The organism is Pseudomonas sp. AP3_22 TE3818 (assembly GCF_053628995.1).
This window is the reverse complement of the sequence record NZ_JBRJHL010000001.1, coordinates 424,855-444,918: the sequence shown is the minus strand read 5'-3', so window position 1 is coordinate 444,918 and position 20,064 is coordinate 424,855. Positions and strand designations below refer to the sequence as shown.

The 20,064-nt window shown below is 59.6% G+C and carries 18 protein-coding genes; 11 read left to right on the top strand and 7 right to left on the bottom strand.

The genetic code is table 11. The features are described from left to right. Positions 1-70 precede the first annotated feature (70 nt). Together AB7M25_RS02150 and AB7M25_RS02145 are read left to right on the top strand one after the other, a co-directional pair. Positions 71-1,063, top strand: a complete 993-nt coding sequence (locus AB7M25_RS02150; RefSeq protein ID WP_429388357.1) for a hydrolase — start codon at positions 71-73, stop codon at positions 1,061-1,063. Positions 1,064-1,066: 3 nt separating this feature from the next. Next, the gene (locus AB7M25_RS02145; RefSeq protein WP_454236933.1) at positions 1,067-1,906 is read left to right on the top strand and encodes an AraC family ligand binding domain-containing protein; all 840 of its coding nucleotides are present in this window, start codon (positions 1,067-1,069) and stop codon (positions 1,904-1,906) included. A 129-nt stretch (positions 1,907-2,035) separates the two neighbouring features. Here the strand turns inward: AB7M25_RS02145 and AB7M25_RS02140 are convergent, their stop codons facing one another. Together AB7M25_RS02140 and AB7M25_RS02135 are read right to left on the bottom strand one after the other, a co-directional pair. Then, the gene (locus AB7M25_RS02140; protein ID WP_429388353.1) at positions 2,036-2,890 is read right to left on the bottom strand and encodes a sulfurtransferase; all 855 of its coding nucleotides are present in this window, start codon (positions 2,888-2,890) and stop codon (positions 2,036-2,038) included. A gap of 34 nt (positions 2,891-2,924) precedes the next feature. Next, positions 2,925-3,596 carry a TetR/AcrR family transcriptional regulator gene (locus AB7M25_RS02135; RefSeq protein ID WP_095964222.1) on the bottom strand — a complete coding sequence of 224 codons (672 nt, stop codon included), beginning with the start codon at positions 3,594-3,596 and terminating at the stop codon, positions 2,925-2,927. A gap of 145 nt (positions 3,597-3,741) precedes the next feature. Between AB7M25_RS02135 and AB7M25_RS02130 the strand changes: the two genes are divergently transcribed. The 5 genes from AB7M25_RS02130 to AB7M25_RS02110 all read left to right on the top strand — a co-directional run bounded on the left by AB7M25_RS02130 (position 3,742) and on the right by AB7M25_RS02110 (position 8,503). Further along, positions 3,742-5,172, top strand: a complete 1,431-nt coding sequence (locus tag AB7M25_RS02130) for a coniferyl aldehyde dehydrogenase (RefSeq protein WP_429388351.1) — start codon at positions 3,742-3,744, stop codon at positions 5,170-5,172. 28 nt (positions 5,173-5,200) lie between these two features. Next, entirely contained in the window at positions 5,201-5,746 is a 546-nt protein-coding gene (locus AB7M25_RS02125) for a twin-arginine translocation pathway signal protein (RefSeq protein ID WP_429560372.1), read from the top strand. Positions 5,747-5,878: 132 nt separating this feature from the next. Further along, a complete protein-coding gene (locus tag AB7M25_RS02120) occupies positions 5,879-7,474 on the top strand; it encodes a GMC family oxidoreductase (protein ID WP_429560371.1) in 1,596 nt (531 codons plus the stop codon). A gap of 115 nt (positions 7,475-7,589) precedes the next feature. Then, positions 7,590-8,069 carry a pantetheine-phosphate adenylyltransferase gene (gene coaD, locus AB7M25_RS02115; protein WP_003176711.1) on the top strand — a complete coding sequence of 160 codons (480 nt, stop codon included), beginning with the start codon at positions 7,590-7,592 and terminating at the stop codon, positions 8,067-8,069. A gap of 182 nt (positions 8,070-8,251) precedes the next feature. Continuing rightward, positions 8,252-8,503, top strand: coding sequence for a YfhL family 4Fe-4S dicluster ferredoxin (locus tag AB7M25_RS02110; RefSeq protein WP_003195146.1), 252 nt, complete (start codon positions 8,252-8,254; stop codon positions 8,501-8,503). 101 nt (positions 8,504-8,604) lie between these two features. Here AB7M25_RS02110 and mutM read toward each other — a convergent pair whose 3' ends face one another. Together mutM and AB7M25_RS02100 are read right to left on the bottom strand one after the other, a co-directional pair. After that, positions 8,605-9,417: a bifunctional DNA-formamidopyrimidine glycosylase/DNA-(apurinic or apyrimidinic site) lyase gene (gene mutM / locus AB7M25_RS02105; protein ID WP_015097228.1), complete on the bottom strand. Its 813-nt coding sequence runs from the start codon at positions 9,415-9,417 to the stop codon at positions 8,605-8,607. A gap of 42 nt (positions 9,418-9,459) precedes the next feature. Beyond that, positions 9,460-10,329, bottom strand: coding sequence for an HDOD domain-containing protein (locus tag AB7M25_RS02100; RefSeq protein WP_104450160.1), 870 nt, complete (start codon positions 10,327-10,329; stop codon positions 9,460-9,462). A gap of 153 nt (positions 10,330-10,482) precedes the next feature. On the opposite strand from AB7M25_RS02100, the gene AB7M25_RS02095 reads away from it, so the two are divergent. The 4 genes from AB7M25_RS02095 to ilvD all read left to right on the top strand — a co-directional run bounded on the left by AB7M25_RS02095 (position 10,483) and on the right by ilvD (position 15,988). After that, the gene (locus tag AB7M25_RS02095; protein WP_008019997.1) at positions 10,483-11,679 is read left to right on the top strand and encodes a class I SAM-dependent rRNA methyltransferase; all 1,197 of its coding nucleotides are present in this window, start codon (positions 10,483-10,485) and stop codon (positions 11,677-11,679) included. A gap of 336 nt (positions 11,680-12,015) precedes the next feature. After that, the gene (locus AB7M25_RS02090; protein ID WP_429560370.1) at positions 12,016-13,128 is read left to right on the top strand and encodes an MFS transporter; all 1,113 of its coding nucleotides are present in this window, start codon (positions 12,016-12,018) and stop codon (positions 13,126-13,128) included. A gap of 193 nt (positions 13,129-13,321) precedes the next feature. Next, the gene (locus AB7M25_RS02085; RefSeq protein ID WP_429519184.1) at positions 13,322-13,780 is read left to right on the top strand and encodes an REP-associated tyrosine transposase; all 459 of its coding nucleotides are present in this window, start codon (positions 13,322-13,324) and stop codon (positions 13,778-13,780) included. Positions 13,781-14,146: 366 nt separating this feature from the next. Beyond that, positions 14,147-15,988, top strand: coding sequence for a dihydroxy-acid dehydratase (ilvD, locus tag AB7M25_RS02080; RefSeq protein ID WP_102673479.1), 1,842 nt, complete (start codon positions 14,147-14,149; stop codon positions 15,986-15,988). Between the two features lie 561 nt (positions 15,989-16,549). On the opposite strand, the gene AB7M25_RS02075 is transcribed toward ilvD, so the two are convergent. From AB7M25_RS02075 to AB7M25_RS02065, 3 genes are all read right to left on the bottom strand, one after another. After that, positions 16,550-18,022: a PAAR domain-containing protein gene (locus AB7M25_RS02075; protein ID WP_429519186.1), complete on the bottom strand. Its 1,473-nt coding sequence runs from the start codon at positions 18,020-18,022 to the stop codon at positions 16,550-16,552. Positions 18,023-18,209: 187 nt separating this feature from the next. Further along, positions 18,210-18,497, bottom strand: coding sequence for a DUF6124 family protein (locus tag AB7M25_RS02070; RefSeq protein WP_218473248.1), 288 nt, complete (start codon positions 18,495-18,497; stop codon positions 18,210-18,212). Between the two features lie 456 nt (positions 18,498-18,953). Further along, positions 18,954-20,009: a haloacid dehalogenase-like hydrolase gene (locus tag AB7M25_RS02065; protein WP_454236932.1), complete on the bottom strand. Its 1,056-nt coding sequence runs from the start codon at positions 20,007-20,009 to the stop codon at positions 18,954-18,956. Between the last annotated feature and the right edge of the window lie 55 nt (positions 20,010-20,064).

The window sequence follows — 20,064 nt, the reverse complement described above, 5'->3', positions numbered from 1 at the left end:
TGTCCCGCCGCGCCTTCGGACAGACCCATGAGCACTTTCTCCGAGAATCACTGTGCACCCGCACCCCGCAATGCCCCAATCACCGTTCACCCCAGCCTTCGGCCTCGGCAATCCGCACTTGCAAACCTTGTGGGGGCCGCTGTGGCGTAAAACCGTGCACATCGGCCGCGAACGCGAACGCCTGTGGCTTGAAGATGGCGACTTTCTCGATCTGGACTGGCACGGCCCGCACAGCGCCGACGCGCCTTTGGTGCTGGTGCTGCACGGACTCACCGGGTCCTCGAATTCACCTTATGTCGCTGGCCTGCAAAAAGCCCTGGGTGACCGGGGCTGGGCCAGCGTCGCGCTGAACTGGCGCGGTTGCTCGGGCGAACCCAATCTGCTGCCACGCAGTTACCATTCCGGTGCCAGCGAAGATCTGGCCGAAGCGATCAAACACTTGCGGGCCAAACGACCTCTCGCCCCCCTGTATGCGGTGGGTTACTCCCTCGGGGGTAATGTCCTGCTCAAGCATCTGGGCGAAACCGGCAGCGACAGCGGCGTGACGGCCGCCGTGGCGGTATCGGTGCCGTTCCGCCTGGACCAGTGCGCCGACCGTATCGGCCAGGGTTTCTCCAAGGTTTACCAGGCACATTTCATGCGCGAGATGGTCGCCTACATCAAGAACAAACAACGACAGTTCCAGCACGACGGACGCGAGGATGGACTGGCCACATTGGCTGCGCTTGGCTCGCTGGAAAACATGCGTACGTTCTGGGATTTCGATGGCCGGGTTACCGCACCGCTGAACGGCTTTGTCGATGCCGAGGATTATTATCGCCGCGCCTCGAGCCGCTACTTCCTCGGCGAGATTCGTACGCCGACCTTGATGATTCAGGCCGCCGACGATCCCTTCGTGTTTCCCCACAGCCTGCCGCACGCCGATGAGTTGTCCGCCTCCACGCAATTCGAGCTGCAAGCCAAGGGCGGGCATGTCGGCTTCGTCGACGGCACGCTCAGGCAACCGGGTTACTACCTTGAACGGCGCATCCCCGAGTGGCTGGCCGCCACAGGGCGCGCTTGAATCATGGACGCTGACCAGGGCGAGTCAATCCACTTCTGGCAAACCCCGCCCCTGGCCGGGGTCGAGTTATTGTCCGCCCGCTACATCGATCATCGTTTTGCCCCGCATGTGCATGACGGCTATGTGATCGGCATGATCATGGCCGGCGCCCAGCGTTATCGCTATCGCGGTGCCGAACACCTCGCGGGCAGCGGCACGCTGGTGCTGATCAACCCCGATGAAATGCACACCGGCCACAAAGGCACCGAGGATGGCTGGCTTTACCGGGCGTTTTATCCGGACAGCGGGCAGATAACCTCGCTGCTGGCCGAACTCGAACTGCCGACCCACCACCTGCCGGCCTTCGGCGCCACGCTGTATCGCGACCAGGATCTGGTGAACGGCTTCTGCCAACTCCATCGCTTGCTGGAAAGCCCCGCCACCGCCTTGCAGCAACAAACGGTCTGGCGCGAACTGGTGCTGTCGCTGTTGCAGCGCCATGCGGCGGTGCCCGATACCGGTAAACCCGGCAAGGAACACCGGGCCGTGACCCTGGCCAAGGAATTGCTGCACGCGCAACTGGCAGCGCCGCCCTCACTGGAGACGCTGGCAGCGGCGGTCAACCTCTCGCCCTTCCATTTCGCCCGGGTGTTCCGCCGGGCCACCGGCATGCCGCCGCACACCTGGCTGATGCAACAGCGCATTGCCCGGGCGCGGGTGTTGCTGCAGAGTGGTTGTCTTCCGCTGGAAGTCGCCATGCAACTGGGGTTTGCCGACCAGAGCCACCTGAGTCGGCAGTTCAAGCAGGTGTATGGGGTTGGACCGGGGGCGTATCGCACGGCCCGGCAGTCACTCGAATGCTGACGGTATTTCACGAACAGCGACGGCCCCTGTGGGAGCGAGCTTGCTCGCGATGAGGCCATCACATTCAACGATGATGTTGACTGTTCCACCGCCATCGCTGGCAAGCCAGCTCCTACAGAGGATGTGTGTTTACTCGCCCGTGGCAATGCCCCGCGCAGGCTCGTTGATCCACTCGCTCCACGACCCGGCATACAACGAACCCAACGGATAACCGGCCAGACACAACGCAAACAGGTTGTGGCACGCCGTCACGCCGGAACCGCAGTACGCCACCAGTTCCTTCGGCGAACGATCGCCCAGTTTTGCGGCAAAACGCTGCTTGAGCTGATCGGCCGGCAGAAAACGCCCGTCACTGCCCAGATTGTCGGTAAACGCCGCACATTGAGCGCCGGGAATGTGCCCGGCGATCGGATCGATCGGTTCCACTTCCCCCTTGAAACGCGGCAGTGCGCGGGCATCGAGCAGGGTCAGTTCCGGCCGGGCGAGGCGCTTTTGCAATTGCTCGGCACTGACCAGCAATGCCGTGTCAGGACTGCCTGTGAAGGAACCACGAGTGATCGCCGGCGCATCCAGGCTCAGCGGCAAACCGGCCGCGTGCCAGGCCTTGAGGCCGCCATCGAGGATAAATACACCGTCGCGTTTGCCCAACCAGGCCAGCAACCACCAGGCCCGCGCCGCATAGGCCCCCGGACCGTCGTCGTACAGAACCACGTCGCTCTCGGCATTGATGCCCCAGGCTTGCAGGCGCTCGATCAGTTGTGCCGGCTCGGGCAGCGGATGACGCCCGGTCACGCCTTTGACCACCGCGCCACTCAGATCTCGCTCGAGGTCGGCATAGCTCGAACCGGCGATGTGCCCTTCGGCATAGCTGCGCTGACCATAATCCGGGTCTTCAAGGGCAAAACGACAATCCAGAATCACCAGCCCCGGCTGGTCCTTTCTCAGGTCCAGTGTTTGCGGGCTGATCAGTTGCGCAATGGGCATAACGGACTCCTGTGATTTTTATCAGACGTCGATCCTACGACACTTCCTCGAGCGCCTGGGCAAGGGGCACGTAAAACTCTTCGAACAAGGCCTTGACCGCATCGCGGGACTGATCCGTGACGAACCCGGCTTCCAGCACCAGCACCTGATAAACCCCGCGTTTAATGGCCTGTTCGCTCAAGTGGCTGGAGTTCTCCCGCGTGGTGCACAGGAAGCGCACCCAGGACGTGAGGATGATCCAGGCATTGAGGGTCAGGGATTCGATCTGCACCTTGTCCATTTGCAAAATGCCGGCGGCGACAAAACCTTCATAGATCGCTCCACCCTGGATCAGGCAGCGCTGGGAAAAGCGTCGATAGCGGTCGGCCAGCTCGGGGTCGCTGTCGAGTAAATGTTCGAGATCGCGATGCAGAAAGCGGTAGCGCCACATCGCCGACAGCAGCTCCTTGAGGTAGAAGCGTTTGTCTTCCACCGTCGCGGCGCGGCCCTGGGGCGGGCGCAGGAAGCTGTCCACCAGGCTTTCGTACTCGCTGAACAGCACGGCGATGATCGCCTGCTTGTTAGGGAAGTGGTAGTACAGATTGCCCGGGGAAATTTCCATATGGGCAGCAATGTGGTTGGTGCTGATGCTGCGCTCGCCCTGCTGGTTGAACAGCTCCAGGCTGTTCTGCACGATGCGCTCGCTGGTTTTGATCCGTGGGGCCATGGCTTGAGCTTTAATTCAGAGTGCGTTGACGGGCATCTTAGATCTATCCGCGAGCGGATAAAACAAAGCTGTTCCAGGATGTCATTTGACTTTCTAGAGTATAGACTCTAAAAAGTACCTCATTACAATAAATCCGGAGCCGACCATGACTGCTGACATTTCCTACCTGCAAAACCTACAGCAGCCGCTGGAAGAGCTTCAGGCCTTGTTCGACGCCCAGCGTGCCGCCTACGCCGCCAACCCGATGCCACCCGCCGCGCAGCGTCAGCAATGGCTCAAGGCCCTGAAGGACTTATTGAACAGCGAACGCCAGGCCTTGATCGACGCGATCAGCCACGACTTCAGCCATCGCAGCGCCGATGAAACCCTGGTCGCCGAACTGATGCCCAGCCTGCACGGTATCCATTACGCCAGCAAACACCTCAAGGGCTGGATGCGAGCTTCGCGGCGCAAAGTTGGTGTCGCTTTCCAGCCCGCCTCTGCCAAAGTCGTTTACCAACCGCTGGGCGTGGTCGGGGTCATCGTGCCGTGGAATTACCCGCTGTACCTGGCCATCGGTCCGTTGGTCGGCGCGCTGTCGGCGGGCAACCGGGTGATGCTCAAGCTCAGTGAGTCGACCCCAGCGACCGGCCTGCTGATGAAGCAACTGCTGGCGCGCATCTTCCCCGAAGACCTGGTGTGCGTGGTTCTTGGCGAGACAGACATAGGCGTGGCGTTTTCACGCCTGCCGTTCGATCACCTGCTGTTTACCGGCGCCACCAGCATTGGCAAGCACGTGATGCGCGCCGCGGCGGAAAACCTGACCCCGGTGACCCTTGAGCTGGGCGGCAAGTCCCCGGCCATCGTTTCCCGCGATGTACCGCTCAAGGACGCCGCCGAGCGCATCGCCTTCGGTAAAACCCTGAACGCCGGCCAGACCTGCGTGGCCCCGGACTATGTGCTGGTGCCGGAGGATCGCGTGGGAGGGTTCGTCGAAGCCTATCGTTCTGCCGTCCGCGGGTTTTATCCGACGCTGGCCGACAATCCGGACTACACCGCGATCATCAATGAGCGACAACTGGCGCGCCTCAACGGCTATATCAGCGACGCCACCAGCAAGGGTGCGCTGCTGATGCCGCTGTTCGACCAGGGCCAGGGCCGCCGCATGAGCCATAGCCTGCTGCTCAATGTCACTGACGACATGACGGTGATGCAGGACGAAATCTTCGGGCCGCTGCTGCCGATCGTGCCCTACAAGGATCTGGACCAGGCGTTTGCCTACATCAATCAACGCCCACGCCCACTGGCGCTGTATTACTTCGGCTACGACAAGCGCGAACAACAGCGCGTGCTGCACGAAACCCACTCCGGCGGCGTATGCCTGAACGACACGCTGCTGCACGTCGCCCAGGACGACATGCCGTTCGGCGGCATCGGTGCCTCGGGCATGGGTCACTACCATGGCCATGAAGGCTTCCTGACCTTCAGCAAGGCCAAGGGTGTCTTGATCAAACAGCGGTTCAACGCGGCGAAACTGATTTACCCGCCGTATGGCAAATCGATCCAGAAGCTGATCCAGAAACTGTTCATCCGCTAACGATCATCACCGCCGGGTAATAACAAGAATGAATCCCAGTCTGTCCGATACACCCGCGCTGTCACGGCGCGGGTTGCTTAAATTCAGCCTCGGCGCCAGCGCCTTTCTCGCCACTGCCGGGTTGGGCGCCAGCCTCAGCGGCTGTTCGGCAAGCGTACCGGCCAGTGGCTTCGTCACGCTGCGCAGCGGCGACCTGCTGTTCTTGCGAGCGTTGATTCCGGTCATGCTCGATGGCGCCGTGACCTCCGAACGGATGCCCGAGGCTGTCGAAGGCACACTTAAAAGCCTCGATTACAACCTCGCACACCTGTCGCCGGAAATGCTCAAACTGACCCGGCAACTGTTCGATGTACTGGGAATGGCCGTCACCCGCGGACCATTGACCGGAATCTGGGGCAGCTGGGCAAACGCCAGCGCCGACGATATCCGGCAATTCCTCGATCGCTGGGAAAACAGCTCGTTGAGCCTGCTGCGCATGGGCCACAGCTCTTTGCTGCAACTGGTGATGATGGCCTGGTACGGCCGCAAGGAATCGTGGGCGCATTGCGGGTACCCCGGGCCGCCCACTGTCTGATACCGAGTCGCCCCCTTCGCGGGCAAGCCCGCTCCCACATTGACCGCGTGCCCCTGTGGGAGCGGGCTTGCTCGCGAAGGCGTCAGTCTTATCACCACAGCACCTGAACCATAATAAAAAGAGAACCCGAAGATGCCCGTACCCGATCCGTTTCGCGAAGGCATGGCCCGAGGCTGGAAAACCTACAACGGCTCACAACTGACCCAGGACCTGACACTCGAAGCAGATGTAGCGATCATCGGCAGCGGTGCCGGCGGCGGCACCACCGCCGAAATCCTCAGCGCGGCCGGTTACAAAGTGCTGCTGATCGAGGAAGGCCCGCTCAAGACCAGCAGCGACTTCAAACTGCTTGAAGACCAGGCCTACAGCAGCCTCTATCAGGAAGGCATCGGCCGCATGAGCAAGGATGGCGCAATCACCATCCTTCAGGGCCGGGCGGTGGGCGGCACCACACTGATCAACTGGACCTCCAGTTTCCGCACTCCGGAGCCGACCCTGGAACACTGGGCCAAAGAGCACAACGTCAAGGGTCACAGCCCGGCGGACATGGCGCCGTGGTTCGAGAAAATGGAGCAGCGCCTGGGCGTCGCGCCGTGGATGGTGCCACCCAACGCCAACAACGATGTGATCCGCAAGGGCTGCGAAGCGCTGAATTACTCTTGGCACGTCATCCCGCGCAACGTTCGCGGCTGCTGGAACCTCGGTTACTGCGGCATGGGCTGCCCGACCAACGCCAAGCAATCGATGATGGTCACCACCATTCCGGCGACCCTGGAAAAAGGCGGCGAGCTGCTTTACCTGGCCCGCGCCGAAAAACTCATGATCAGCGGCGACAAGATCACCGGCCTGCACTGTTCGGCGATGGATGAACGTTGCGTCGCACCGACCGGGCGCACCATCACGGTCAAGGCACGGCATTTCGTGCTGGCCGGTGGCGGCATCAACAGCCCGGCCTTGCTGATGCGCTCCGGGGCACCCGACCCGCACAAGCGCCTGGGCAAACGTACGTTCCTGCACCCGGTGAACATGTCCGCCGCGTTGTTCGACGAAGTCGTCAACCCGTTCTACGGCGCGCCGCAGTCGATCTATTCCGACCATTTCCAGTGGCAGGACGGCACCACGGGCAAGATGTCCTTCAAACTGGAGGTCCCGCCATTGCATCCGGCGCTGGCCGCCACCTTGCTCGGCGGTTTCGGGCAGGAGAATTCGCAACACATGGCCAACCTGCCCCACACCCACGCCATGCTGGCGTTGCTGCGGGACGGCTTTCACCCGGACAGCCCCGGTGGCAGCGTCGAATTGCGCAGCGACGACACGCCGGTGCTGGATTACCAGCTTTCACCGTACGCTTGGGATGGCTTGCGCCGGGCCTTTCATACCATGGCCGAGATCCAGTTTGCCGGTGGCGCCAGGGCCGTGATGCCGATGCACGCGGACGCCCGTTACGTGAAGACCCTCGCCGAAGCCCGGACGCTGATCGATGGCCTGAGCCTGGAGCTGTACCGCACGCGCCTGGGCAGTGCCCATGTGATGGGCGGCTGCGCCATGGGTGAAGACCCGACAAACGCAGTGACCGACAGCCTCGGCCGACACCATCAGTTGGGCAATCTGTCGATCCACGACGGCTCGCTGTTCCCCACCAGCATTGGCGCCAATCCGCAATTGTCGGTCTACGGACTGACGGCACAACTGGCGACTTCCCTGGCCGAGCGTTTAAAAAACCCATGAAAATGACGATTATTCCCATCGTCTATAGTGCTTTCTTACCCAACAGGCGACTTGGCCGACCGGGAAGGCTGCGATACCATCCGACTCCCCAACGGATTCCCGCCAGGACGACGCGATGAACCGAGTGTTGTACCCAGGTACCTTCGACCCTATTACCAAGGGCCATGGCGATCTGGTCGAACGCGCCTCGCGCCTGTTCGATCACGTGATCATCGCCGTCGCCGCCAGCCCGAAGAAAAACCCGCTGTTTCCCCTGGAACAGCGTGTGGAACTGGCGCGCGAGGTCACTAAACACCTGCCGAATGTTGAAGTCGTCGGTTTCTCGACGCTGCTGGCGCATTTCGCCAAAGAGCAGAATGCCAACGTGTTTCTGCGTGGTTTGCGTGCGGTGTCGGACTTCGAATACGAATTCCAGCTGGCCAACATGAACCGCCAACTGGCGCCGGATGTGGAAAGCCTGTTCCTGACCCCGTCCGAGCGTTATTCGTTCATCTCGTCGACGCTGGTCCGTGAAATTGCGGCCCTGGGTGGCGATATCACCAAGTTCGTACACCCTGCGGTGGCGGACGCCCTTACACTTCGATTCAAAAAGTAATACACGACTGTAGGAGCCGGCTTGCTGGCGATCAATACAACGCGGTGCACCTGACACACCGCCATCGCCAGCAAGCCGGCTCCTACAGAACGTCGCGCCCGCGTGCACTGCGGGCGCCAATGCGGCACAATTGTACGCATTGGTTTATTGCGCCCGGGCCTGCCGCCCCGGCTGGAGTTAGCATGTCCCTGATCATCACCGACGATTGCATCAACTGCGACGTCTGCGAACCCGAGTGCCCGAACGCCGCCATTTCCCAGGGCGAAGAGATCTACGTGATCGACCCGAACCTGTGCACCCAGTGTGTCGGCCACTACGACGAACCGCAGTGCCAGCAGGTCTGCCCGGTGGATTGCATTCCACTGGACGAAGCCCATCCGGAGACTGAAGAACAGTTGATGGAGAAGTACCGCAAGATTACCGGTAAGGCTTAAGTCTTCTGGCGCCTGCTCGGACGCCATCGCGGGCAAGCCCGCTCCTACAGATGAATTCGCTCACGGACAAATTGTAGGAGCCGGCTTGCCGGCGAAGCTCTTCAGCTCTGGCAACGCGGGCAAAAAACGCTGGCGCGCTGCCCCAGTTTCACTTCCCGCAGTCCCGTGCCACAGACCTTGCAGTGTTCGCCACCACGGCCGTACACGAACAGCTCCTGCTGGAAATAACCAGGCTGACCGTCACCACCGATAAAGTCCCGCAACGTGGTACCGCCGCGCTCGATGGCGGCCGCCAGGATGCGCTTGATCTCGATGGCCAGTTTCAAATACCGCGCACGAGAAATGCTCTTGGCTTCGCGGCGCGGGTCGATTCCAGCAGCGAACAACGCTTCGGTCGCATAGATATTGCCAACGCCCACCACCACCGCGTTATCCATGATGAACGGCTTGACCGCCATCGAACGTCCACGGGACTGCTGGAACAGGCGCTCGCCGTCGAACAGGTCGGTCAGCGGTTCCGGCCCCAGGCGAATCAGCAATTCGTGATTGAGCGGATCGAGGCTCCAGAGCATGGCGCCGAAGCGCCGCGGGTCGGTGTAACGCAGGGCCAGGCCCGATTCCAGCTCAATGTCCACATGCTCATGCTTGGCCGCCGGCAACCCGGCCTCCACCAGACGCAAGTTGCCTGACATGCCCAAATGGCTGATCAAGGTGCCGACTTCGGCGTTGATCAGCAGGTACTTGGCGCGCCGCTCCACCAATACGATGCGCTGGCCGGACAGGCGCACATCGAGGTCCTCGGGGATCGGCCAGCGCAGACGGCGATCGCGCACGATCACCCGGCTGACGCGCTGGCCTTCCAGGTACGGCGCGATGCCGCGACGGGTGGTTTCGACTTCTGGCAATTCAGGCATGGTGCTCTCGGATCAGGCGCATGGCCTGGAAAGGTCCGACACTCAGCGATGAGTGCCGAGGTCGCGGATCGTCTGCTTGAGGGTCTCGAAGTCGTAGTCCGAGAGGCCGACATAATCGAGCACCAGCGGCGCGATGCTGTTCCACTCGTGATCTTCGGTCTGATTGCCCAGCACCCGATGCGACGCGCAAATGTGCTCGGCCATTTTCAGGATCGCCAACAGGTTCTTCAACGAACTGTTGCGCGAAGTCTCATCGCTGAATACCGCCAACGCATTGTGGTGATTGGCGATCGCCGCGCTCACGTGCTCCGGCAGGCGCCAGGACTTGGCCGTGTAATAGCCGACCACCGAGTGATTGGTATTGAACACCTGATTCTCCGTGTCCACCACCCGGCATTCGGCGCTGGCGTTGGCATAGGCCTGCTCCAGAACACCCATGTAGTCGGGGAAACGCTGGAGCATCAAGGGCACACCGCAGTCGTGGAACAGGCCCAGGGCATAGGCTTCGTCGCCATTTTCAACGCCGATGCGCTTGGCCAGGGTCAGGCAAGTCATGGCCACATCCTGAGCGGTGTCCCAGAAACGGTTCAGGGTGACAATGGTGTCGTCATTCATCTCGCCCTTGATCGACTGCGCATTGATCAGGTTGATGACCGAGCGGCTGCCCAGCAGATTGACCGCGCGCTGGATCGAGGCAATCTTGTTGCTCAACCCGTAATACGGCGAATTGACGATCTTCAGCAGGGAACCGGAAAGGCCCGGATCCTGGGATATCAGCTTGGCAATGACTTCCAGATCCGGGTCGGGCATGTACTGTTCCATCTGCAAATCCACCATGATCTGCGGCTGGGCCGGTACGCTGATGCCCTGCAGGGCTTGTTGGATCTGTTCGGAAGTCAGCTCTTGGGACATAGGTACACACTCTGGGTCAGACGGCGATTCTAACCTTTATGAAGTTGGATCCGACATACCAAATCGCAAGACAGCCCTCGCCACATGTCCATTCGCAGGCCAATCCGGGGCCTCAACACGCTATACTCCCGCTCTTTTTTCCGGAGCGACGACATGTCCCTGCCTAGCCTGCGCCTCAAAGCCAACGCCGACCGTCGTCTGCGCAACGGTCACTTGTGGGTCTACAGCAACGAAATCGATGTAGCCGCTACGCCTTTGCACGGTTTCAAGGCCGGCGACCAGGCGATCCTCGAAGCCGCCGGCGGCAAGCCGCTGGGCATCGTTGCCATGAGCCCGAACAACCTGATCTGCGCCCGTGTGCTGTCGCGCGACATCAAGCTGCCGCTGGACAAATCGCTGCTGGTGCATCGCCTGAACGTGGCCCTGTCCCTGCGCGAGCGCCTGTTCGACAAGCCGTTCTATCGCCTGGTCTACGGCGACTCCGACCTGCTGCCAGGCCTGGTGGTCGACCGTTTCGGCGACATCCTGGTGGTGCAGATCGCCTCGGCGACCATGGAAGCCCATAAAGACGACGTGATCGCGGCGCTGACCCAAGTGCTCAAGCCAAGCGGCATCCTGTTCAAGAACGACTCTGCCGCCCGTGACGCCGAAGGCCTTAACCGCTACGTCGAAACCGTGTTCGGCCTGGTGCCGGAGTGGGTTGCCCTCGAAGAGAACGGCGTGAAATTCGAAGCGCCGGTCATCCAGGGCCAGAAAACCGGCTGGTTCTACGACCACCGCATGAACCGCGCACGCCTGGCGCCGTACGCCAAAGGCAAACGCGTTCTGGACCTGTACAGCTACATCGGCGGCTGGGGCGTGCAGGCTGCCGCGTTCGGCGCCAGCGAAGTGTTCTGCGTCGATGCCTCGGCCTTCGCCCTCGACGGCGTCGAGCGCAACGCCGCGCTGAACGGCTTCGCCGAGAAAATGACCTGCATCGAAGGCGACGTGTTCGAAGCCCTCAAAGAACTGAAAGCCAGCGAAGAACGCTTCGACGTGATCGTGGCCGACCCGCCGGCGTTCATCAAACGCAAGAAAGACATGAAAAACGGCGAAGGCGCCTACCGCCGCCTGAACGAGCAAGCCATGCGCCTGCTCACCAAGGACGGCATCCTGGTCAGCGCATCGTGCTCGATGCACCTACCGGAAGACGACCTGCAGAACATCCTGCTCACCAGCGCCCGCCACCTGGACCGCAATATCCAGATGCTGGAACGCGGCGGCCAGGGGCCGGATCATCCGGTGCATCCGGCCATCCCGGAAACCCGCTATATCAAGAGCATTACTTGCCGGTTGCTGCCAAACAGCTAACAACACAGACCACTGTAGGAGCGAGCTTGCTCGCGATGGTCGTCAACGATAACGCGGGGAACCTGATGCCCCGCGGCGTTCTCGGGTTCATCGCGAGCAAGCTCGCTCCTACGGGGTTATTTCCTTCGGGATAATCCCGCATCAAAACGGGAAACTCCCTACAGCGCTTTTGATTGTATTCCCTGCGTCCCAGACTAGTATCGGTTTCTGGTTTCAAGCACGAACGCTTGATCACTCCGGAAAACAAAAACAATGTCTGAGTCCTCTTGTCCAGCTCCAAGTAGCGACCTGAAACGCCAACGGGCCTCCCGCTTTATCCTCATTACCAATATCTAGTTGATCAGTTTTTTCCCGCTGAATATCCTCCTGCCTTCTTTTCCTGCCTTGGCCGGGGAATTCAACACTTCAACCGCAGAAATCGCCCTATCAACCAGCCTGTTCACGCTGGCTTTTGCGATTTCTCAATTAATAACCGGCCCGCTCTCGGATAAGTGGGGCCGCAAGGAAGTTCTTCTTGGGTGCATCGTTGTTTCTACGCTCGGCTCGATAGGGTGCGTGCTGGCTACGGACTACCTGAGCTTCCTGTTGTTTCGCGTCATCCAGGCAATCGGATGTGGTTTCTTTGTGCTGGGTCATGCACTGGTGGAGGACTTGTTCGAAGAACAGGATCGCGCCCGAGTGCGAATTTATTACATGACACTGAGCGGCTCCTTTGTTGCACTGTCGCCGTTATTGGGATCATGGTTGCAAACCACGTTCGATTGGCAGGGAAGTTTTTATGGTTTTGCGCTCATGGCGCTCGGCATGTTTATCCATGCCCAAGTAATACTGCCATCCAAAGCAGTCAGCCATCAAAGAACACCGGTTTCCGTTCTACGCACGCTGAAATCCATTGTTGGAAGTCGAGACTTCATCCGCTACTGGTGGATTGCCGCATTAGTGTTTGCTTGTTACTTCGCATTGATCAGCGTGACGCCGCTGATTTTCATGGATGAGTTCAAGTTATCCGAATACCAGTACGCACTAGTGCTTATGGTGTATGGGTTGGCCTACTTCCTTGGTGGAGTAGTTGCCAGCGCCGTGCAGAAACACATCTCCCTCACACTGCAAATCAACATCGGGCTCGGATTGCTGGGTGCCGCCGGTATGTTGTTAGCATTGATCGTCAATTATGAATTGATGACAACTATCACCCTCCTCATACCGATGCTGATCAGTGCTCTGGCAGTCACCCTTGTGCGACCTGCCGCAATTTCCGCAGCCATGTTGCTGTTCTCAAGCAGCGCCGGAACGGCAGCATCTGCAGGCAATAGCATTATGTTCATCACCGCCGCGGTCAGCAGCGCTGCGCTCGCACAAACCGGGGACAATTTGCTGATGACCATTGCTGTTGGCTTCATCGCCTTCAGCCTTTGGGGGTTGCTGACGAATGCCCGGATAGGGCACTGACTGTAGGAGCGAGCTTGCTCGCGATGGTCGTCAACGATAACGCGGGGAACCTGATACCCCACGGCGTCTTTGAATTCATCGCGAGCAGGCTCGCTCCTACAGGTGCAGGACACATCCTGATCCACTGCCGAAGCGACAATCTCCCACCCCACACCTACCGTTTTCTCTTCCCATCACCGAAGAGGACAACGGAATGTCCAACACGCCAAAAGCCCATCGATTACGCACAGGTCGGCACTCGCAATCCGGTCGCATCTATCACCTGACCGCTGTCACCCACGAACGACAACCATTCTTCCAGGATTGGCGCACTGGCCGCTTTTTGGTGCACGAGTTCAGAAGGGCTCAGGAAGCCGGCCATGCCACGTCTATAGCCTGGGTAGTCATGCCGGATCACTTCCACTGGCTGATTGAATTGCACAACGGTGATTTACCGAAACTGGTGCAAGCCACCAAATCTCGCTGCACACGCCTCATCAATCAGCAACGGGACCTACATGCTCCTGTATGGCAAAAGGGCTACTTCGACCGAGCCCTGCGTCGCGAGGAAGATCTGAAAGCCATTGCCCGATACATCATCACCACCCCCCTACGCGCAGGCCTCGTCGACCATATCGGCGGCTACCCACTCTGGGACGCCATCTGGCTCTGATGCACAAATCACTGTAGGAGCGAGCCTGCTCGCGATGGTCGTCAACGATAACGCGGGAAACCTGGTACCCCCGCGGCGCTCTCAGGTTTATCGCGAGCAGGCTCGCTCCTACAGGAAATGGAGTGCCCGCACGTCTTGTGAATACTACCTCCAGGTTTGCAGGCATTCCCTCCAGCCGCCAGCCGTGTAGAATCGCGAACATTCATCGCCAGTCATCCCCGGCGGGTTTATGAGCTCAAGCTGAAGCGCGCGGCGATCCCGCAAAGTTATCGGCAACTTCCGGACACGCGGCCATTTCTGAGTGTTCCAGACGTCAATAGAAGCTCACTTCCCTTTTGATACCTGATTAGCCGCCCGGAGTGCTTCATGCCTGATTACCGCTCGAAAACATCCACCCACGGCCGCAACATGGCCGGCGCCCGCGCACTGTGGCGCGCCACGGGGATGAAAGATGACGACTTCAAGAAGCCGATCATCGCCATTGCCAACTCGTTCACCCAGTTCGTACCGGGCCACGTGCACCTCAAGGACCTGGGGCAACTGGTCGCCCGCGAGATCGAACGCGCTGGCGGCGTGGCCAAGGAATTCAACACCATCGCCGTCGATGACGGCATCGCCATGGGCCACGACGGCATGCTGTATTCGCTGCCGAGCCGCGAGATCATCGCCGACTCCGTCGAGTACATGGTCAACGCCCACTGCGCCGACGCCATCGTGTGCATTTCCAACTGCGACAAGATCACCCCTGGCATGCTGATGGCGTCCCTGCGCCTGAACATCCCGGTGATCTTCGTTTCCGGCGGCCCAATGGAAGCCGGCAAGACCAAACTCGCCTCCCACGGCCTCGACCTGGTCGACGCCATGGTGATCGCCGCCGACTCCAGCGCTTCTGACGAGAAAGTCGCCGAGTACGAGCGCAGTGCCTGCCCGACCTGCGGTTCGTGCTCCGGCATGTTCACCGCCAACTCGATGAACTGCCTGGTTGAAGCGCTGGGCCTGGCCTTGCCGGGCAACGGTTCGACCCTGGCCACCCACAGCGACCGCGAGCAGTTGTTCCTGCAGGCCGGCCGCACCATCGTCGAGCTGTGCAAGCGTTACTACGGCGAGAACGACGAGTCGGTGTTGCCGCGCAACATCGCCAACTTCCAGGCGTTCGAAAATGCCATGACCCTGGACATCGCCATGGGCGGTTCCACCAACACCATCCTGCACTTGCTGGCCGCCGCCCAGGAAGCCGAGATCGATTTCGACCTGCGCGACATCGACCGTCTGTCCCGTCACGTGCCGCAACTGTGCAAGGTCGCGCCGAACATCCAGAAGTACCACATGGAAGACGTGCACCGTGCCGGCGGGATCTTCAGCATCCTCGGTTCGCTGGCCCGTGGCGGCCTGCTGCACACCCAGCTGCCGACCGTGCACAGCCGCAGCATGGAAGAAGCCATCGCCAAGTGGGACATCACCCAGACCGACGATGAAGCCGTGCACCACTTCTTCAAGGCCGGTCCGGCGGGCATCCCGACGCAAACCGCGTTCAGCCAGTCGACCCGTTGGGAAACCCTGGACGACGACCGTGAAAACGGCTGCATCCGCAGCGTCGAGCACGCTTACTCGAAAGAAGGCGGCCTGGCCGTTCTCTACGGCAACATCGCCCTTGACGGCTGCGTGGTGAAAACCGCTGGCGTCGACGAGTCGATCCACGTCTTCGAAGGCAACGCCAAGATCTTCGAAAGCCAGGACAGCGCCGTACGCGGCATCCTCGCCGACGAAGTGAAAGAAGGCGACATCGTCATCATTCGCTACGAAGGCCCGAAAGGCGGCCCGGGCATGCAGGAAATGCTCTACCCGACCTCGTACCTGAAATCCAAAGGCCTGGGCAAAGCCTGCGCCCTGCTCACCGATGGCCGTTTCTCCGGTGGCACCTCGGGCCTGTCCATCGGCCACGCTTCGCCTGAAGCGGCTGCCGGCGGCGCGATCGGCCTGGTGCAGGACGGCGACAAGGTGCTGATCGACATTCCGAACCGCTCGATCAACCTGCTGGTCAGCGACGAAGAACTGGCCGCGCGCCGGGTCGAGCAGGACAAGAAAGGCTGGAAGCCGGTGGAAGTGCGTCCACGTAAAGTGACCACCGCACTGAAAGCCTACGCCCTGCTGGCCACCAGTGCCGACAAGGGTGCCGTGCGTAACAAGGCGATGCTTGACGGGCTTTGATGCTTGATCGCTGAACAAAAAATACCCCGCCAAGTGCGGGGTATTTTTTTGGATCAATTATCAGTCGATCATATCGGTCCTTGGCACTTCTAACTTTCCATATCAAAACGCCCTATATCAGGGAATCAAAAAGCAAGAGTTCCTTATTCGCGGGAGCGAGAGCTCCGCGCAACTTTCCACAGGTAGTGAAGCGCTAACAATGTCGGCCCAAGAACTACCGCACCAAACCACATCTTGCTGCTAGGGTGAGTTAATGAATATATCAGCACAGGAAATATTACAATCAAGCCTATTACCAACATTACTGATATAACTAGCCTGCGACACGGCCTGATGCCACTAGGCCAGTTGAACGACGCCAGTAAAAGCCCGATAGTTCCCAGCCATGCGAGTGTGCTTAGCAATATGCCAAACAAGTCACCAAACATCGTAAAAAACAGACTGAGTAGAGCCAACCCAACAGCAGGCAGAACACCTCCAACCAAATATATAGCTGACCAAAAAATGCGTACCACCATGTACATCTACTCCATTAAAGCCGCCGAGTTAAATATTCTGACCTCATCGCACGCCCCGGCCTGCGGCAATGTCAAGAATCGCCTGTTCGATGAGGTGGCGATCAGAGCGCCGCAGCAGCTCATCAAATTGCGTGGCGGCCTTAAGTACGAAGGGCATGCGTTGATGGATGTCGGCCAGATTGGCAAAGTAATCGCTGCTGAAACCAACTGTACGTCCATCGTCACTGGGACGGCACTGGCTTGCCAGGGTCAGTTCGACGGCTGCAGCGGCACCGGACGGTAAGTTCGTAACATAAGAGAACTGATTGCCAAGTAGCAAAGCCACCAGATTCAGGTCACTGTACATTGCTGGCTGCAGGATGTTCTTCTGTTCATGTTCGGCAAGAAAAACAACACTTTCGGTGATGTTGCCTGCATCAACGGCTTCGAAGGCTTGCAGGATTTCCTTGTGGTTATAACCAAATATCACCTTCTTCTGCTCGATCGGCCACAGGACTGGATACTGATCATGTTCATAAATATCTTGACGAGCGCCCAAGCAAGTCTTGAGCGCCGACAACCCACGCTCTTTGTAAAAAGCGTGTAGCGGAAACACATCCAAAAACAGCGTGGTATTGCCAAGCGCCAGCATGTCGTGCACGTACTGGAGTTGCTTCTGCACGTACGACAATGATTCACCTTCGAACCTGGGACCGCTGGGCAGCGGGTTATTGCGGCTGGCTTGTTCGTATTCCTGTTGCGCTTGTTCATGACGTTGTGAGCTTTGCTGCCGTTCACGCTCGCTTCGCTTATCGAACAACCCGGAGAATCCTCTGCGGATTGCATCCCTCCAGCGTAATTGCGCTTCATGTTCGCCCTGGATCTTGTCGATCGAATCAGCCGCATGTAGCAAACCACAACCCACCTGCTTGGAGGCGAACGCCGCGAGGCCCGCCCATTGGAAGCGCTGATCCTCCAGCCACAATCGGGCGTACGCCGAATTGATCGCGCGATTACGCGCCTTTGGGTCGGCGATCAGGATGCCGCCCGGCGCCACAATGGCTTCAGCTCTTTGCTGATAGCTGCGCCACAGGTTCTGGCAGACCTGTCCCGACTGCTCACTATAGCTCGTTACAGGACGGCTTGGCGGCGGGGTGAAGCTGGAGAGACGTGGCTCGGCTGTCGGTTGTCGTGCATCGGCTGGCGTGGCGGGCTGGGCAGCAGCTCGGACAGGTGGCGCAACATTGCCGGTTTCTATCCGCTGGCTCCTGAAAGTCTGGTTGGCAATCAGCTTGGGCGGCGGATCGCACTTGCACTTGCACAGGTCGCCATCCAGGGCGGGCTTACGTCCATCCCACTCCTCCGACAGGCGTGGGGCGACGCAAATGATGGTCCCGGTGCTGTCGCATTCCGGGCATTTGACTTCATCGCCTTCGCGGGCCATGGACTGGCCATTGATGCGACCATGAGGCAAACCACTGACGACAGTGCCGCCGACGGTGGTTTTGGCCCCGACCGTGATGTAATAGCGCTTCATGCGAAATGTGTCCTTGTCAGATCGAAAGGACGCACGCTAGAAGGGGCGAAGTGGAGGAAAAATCAGACGCGTCTTTGATTGATGTAGGTCAATTCTGAAAAGAGACCGGATATGGACGTCGGTGTGCTCGCGTTAACCGTCGAACATGAAAATGCCCCGCCAAGTGCGGGGCATTTTTTTATCCGCGTTATTCCTGCGGGTCGAGGTTATCCAGCGCCTGGTTCACCGCCAGTTCGCCCAGCATGATGACCTGGGCAATCCCCAACATCGTGCTGCGTTGAGAGCCTTCCAGCAGTCCCGCGAAATCGCTGGCCATGACATTGGCCGAGGCGAGGGATTCGCAGGCGTGGGCCAACAGGGTTTCGGTGTCGAGGCCCGGTGCGATGACGAATGTTTGGCTGGGTTTGCGCGGGGTGGAATTGATGCGGGTGGACAGGTTGTCGCAATCGGGAGGATCGGGGGTAACTTTCAACATTTGATGGAACTCCGGGTGAGAAAAATGGAGCCATCACCCTCGCTACCAAACGAGGGTGGCGGCCATACGCAGGTTGGTAGACCGGTCACCAGGAACCCGGCGCGTCCGAAGATGCCCTGCGCATGGCCACCATATGAGCAGAGACAGAAACGACCCCTGCAAAGGGTGGCGCAATGCGCCGAGGTGAACACGGGCTACCAAACCCGATCACTGATGTTCAGTGACGCGGAAACGATAGAAGCCGCCCCCCAGGCGCACAAGCCGGCGGATTCTGGCGCAGTCGTAGTCCCTTACGCAAGAATGCGTAGGTTGCGACTGTCAGGAGATGTCGATCAGGCAGAGGCTTTGAGTGCACCGACTGGCCCCTTCGCGAGCAAGCCCGCTCCCACAAGGGGTCTGCGTTGATCACAAATCCAGTGTGGGAGCGGGCTTGCTCGCGAAGGCAGCGACTCGGTCTTACTGAATCTCTTCCGGTTTGACGACCACCCAGTTCTTGTCGGCAGTCACCGTCAAACCTTCCTTGGCCTGAGCCGCAGCGTTCTTGGCCATCATGCCTTGGATCTGGGTCATGTATTTGTCCTTGCGGTTGACCCACAGGTGGATGCCGCCCTTGGCCACGTCAACACTGTGGAACAGCATGTAGCCGTCGCTGCTCGGGGTATCGCCGCCCACCAGCACCGGTTTTTTCCACTCATCGATGTAAGTCAGGATCGCCGCCTGCTTACCCGCCATCCAGGTCGCCGGGGTCCACAGGTACGGGGTCAGTTCGAGGCCGAGGTTGGCTTTCTCGTCATATTTGCCGGCGGTGATCTGCTTGCGCGCGGTGGTCAGTTCGCCCGTCTTCGGGTCCTTGAGCAGCAGCGACACGCCGATCACGTTCTGCGGTTTGACGTTGTAACCGTACTTCGGATCGGCCGCGACCATGCGCACCAGTTCTTCGGAGGCGGCGGTCATCACGTAGACCTCGATGCCGTTCTCCATCAGCTTGTTGTACAGCTCTTGCTGGCCGGTGAAGATTTTCGGCGGATTGACGTCGAGTTTCTTGACCACGTCGCCTTCGTAATAAGTCGCCGGCACCGGCTTGCCGGACGCCATCATTTCGTCGACGTAGACCTTGAGTTCCTTGAGGGTAAAGCCGGAGAAGACCTGCGCGACCCATGGATAGCAAACCATGTCGTCGACTTCGCAGAGGCGGTAGTAGTAGCTGAACAGACTTTCCTTGTGGTCGGCGGTGTCCTTGAACGGCATCAGTTTCAGGGAGGGATCGAGCTTTTCGCGGGTGATCAGGCCCTTGTTTTCCATGAACGGCAGCAACGACTCTTCGAGGTCGTAGCGGTAACTGGTGTTGTCCATGTCGAACACCGCGTAGTTACCCTTGTTGGCGTTGGCGGCGATCATCGCGTCCAGTGCCTTGGCCTGATCGGCGGGCCAGTGTTTCAGATCCGTTGCGAAAACCTGGCCGGCAAGGCCCAGGCAAAGTGCTGCAGCCAGTAATTTCGGTGCGAACTTCATCGGCATGCTTCCCTTATTAAAAGATCCTGAATGTGAAAGACATCGACGCTAACAA

Coding starts and splice junctions, on each gene's coding strand:
- coaD (WP_003176711.1), top strand. CDS start 7,590: ATGAACCGAGTGTTGTACCCAGGTACCTTCGACCCTATTACCAAGGGC.
- AB7M25_RS02065 (WP_454236932.1), bottom strand. CDS start 20,009: ATGAAGTTCGCACCGAAATTACTGGCTGCAGCACTTTGCCTGGGCCTT.
- AB7M25_RS02135 (WP_095964222.1), bottom strand. CDS start 3,596: ATGGCCCCACGGATCAAAACCAGCGAGCGCATCGTGCAGAACAGCCTG.
- AB7M25_RS02085 (WP_429519184.1), top strand. CDS start 13,322: ATGTCCAACACGCCAAAAGCCCATCGATTACGCACAGGTCGGCACTCG.
- AB7M25_RS02070 (WP_218473248.1), bottom strand. CDS start 18,497: ATGTTGAAAGTTACCCCCGATCCTCCCGATTGCGACAACCTGTCCACC.
- AB7M25_RS02120 (WP_429560371.1), top strand. CDS start 5,879: ATGCCCGTACCCGATCCGTTTCGCGAAGGCATGGCCCGAGGCTGGAAA.
- AB7M25_RS02075 (WP_429519186.1), bottom strand. CDS start 18,022: ATGAAGCGCTATTACATCACGGTCGGGGCCAAAACCACCGTCGGCGGC.
- mutM (WP_015097228.1), bottom strand. CDS start 9,417: ATGCCTGAATTGCCAGAAGTCGAAACCACCCGTCGCGGCATCGCGCCG.
- AB7M25_RS02150 (WP_429388357.1), top strand. CDS start 71: ATGCCCCAATCACCGTTCACCCCAGCCTTCGGCCTCGGCAATCCGCAC.
- AB7M25_RS02140 (WP_429388353.1), bottom strand. CDS start 2,890: ATGCCCATTGCGCAACTGATCAGCCCGCAAACACTGGACCTGAGAAAG.
- AB7M25_RS02095 (WP_008019997.1), top strand. CDS start 10,483: ATGTCCCTGCCTAGCCTGCGCCTCAAAGCCAACGCCGACCGTCGTCTG.
- AB7M25_RS02110 (WP_003195146.1), top strand. CDS start 8,252: ATGTCCCTGATCATCACCGACGATTGCATCAACTGCGACGTCTGCGAA.
- AB7M25_RS02100 (WP_104450160.1), bottom strand. CDS start 10,329: ATGTCCCAAGAGCTGACTTCCGAACAGATCCAACAAGCCCTGCAGGGC.
- AB7M25_RS02130 (WP_429388351.1), top strand. CDS start 3,742: ATGACTGCTGACATTTCCTACCTGCAAAACCTACAGCAGCCGCTGGAA.
- ilvD (WP_102673479.1), top strand. CDS start 14,147: ATGCCTGATTACCGCTCGAAAACATCCACCCACGGCCGCAACATGGCC.
- AB7M25_RS02145 (WP_454236933.1), top strand. CDS start 1,067: ATGGACGCTGACCAGGGCGAGTCAATCCACTTCTGGCAAACCCCGCCC.
- AB7M25_RS02125 (WP_429560372.1), top strand. CDS start 5,201: ATGAATCCCAGTCTGTCCGATACACCCGCGCTGTCACGGCGCGGGTTG.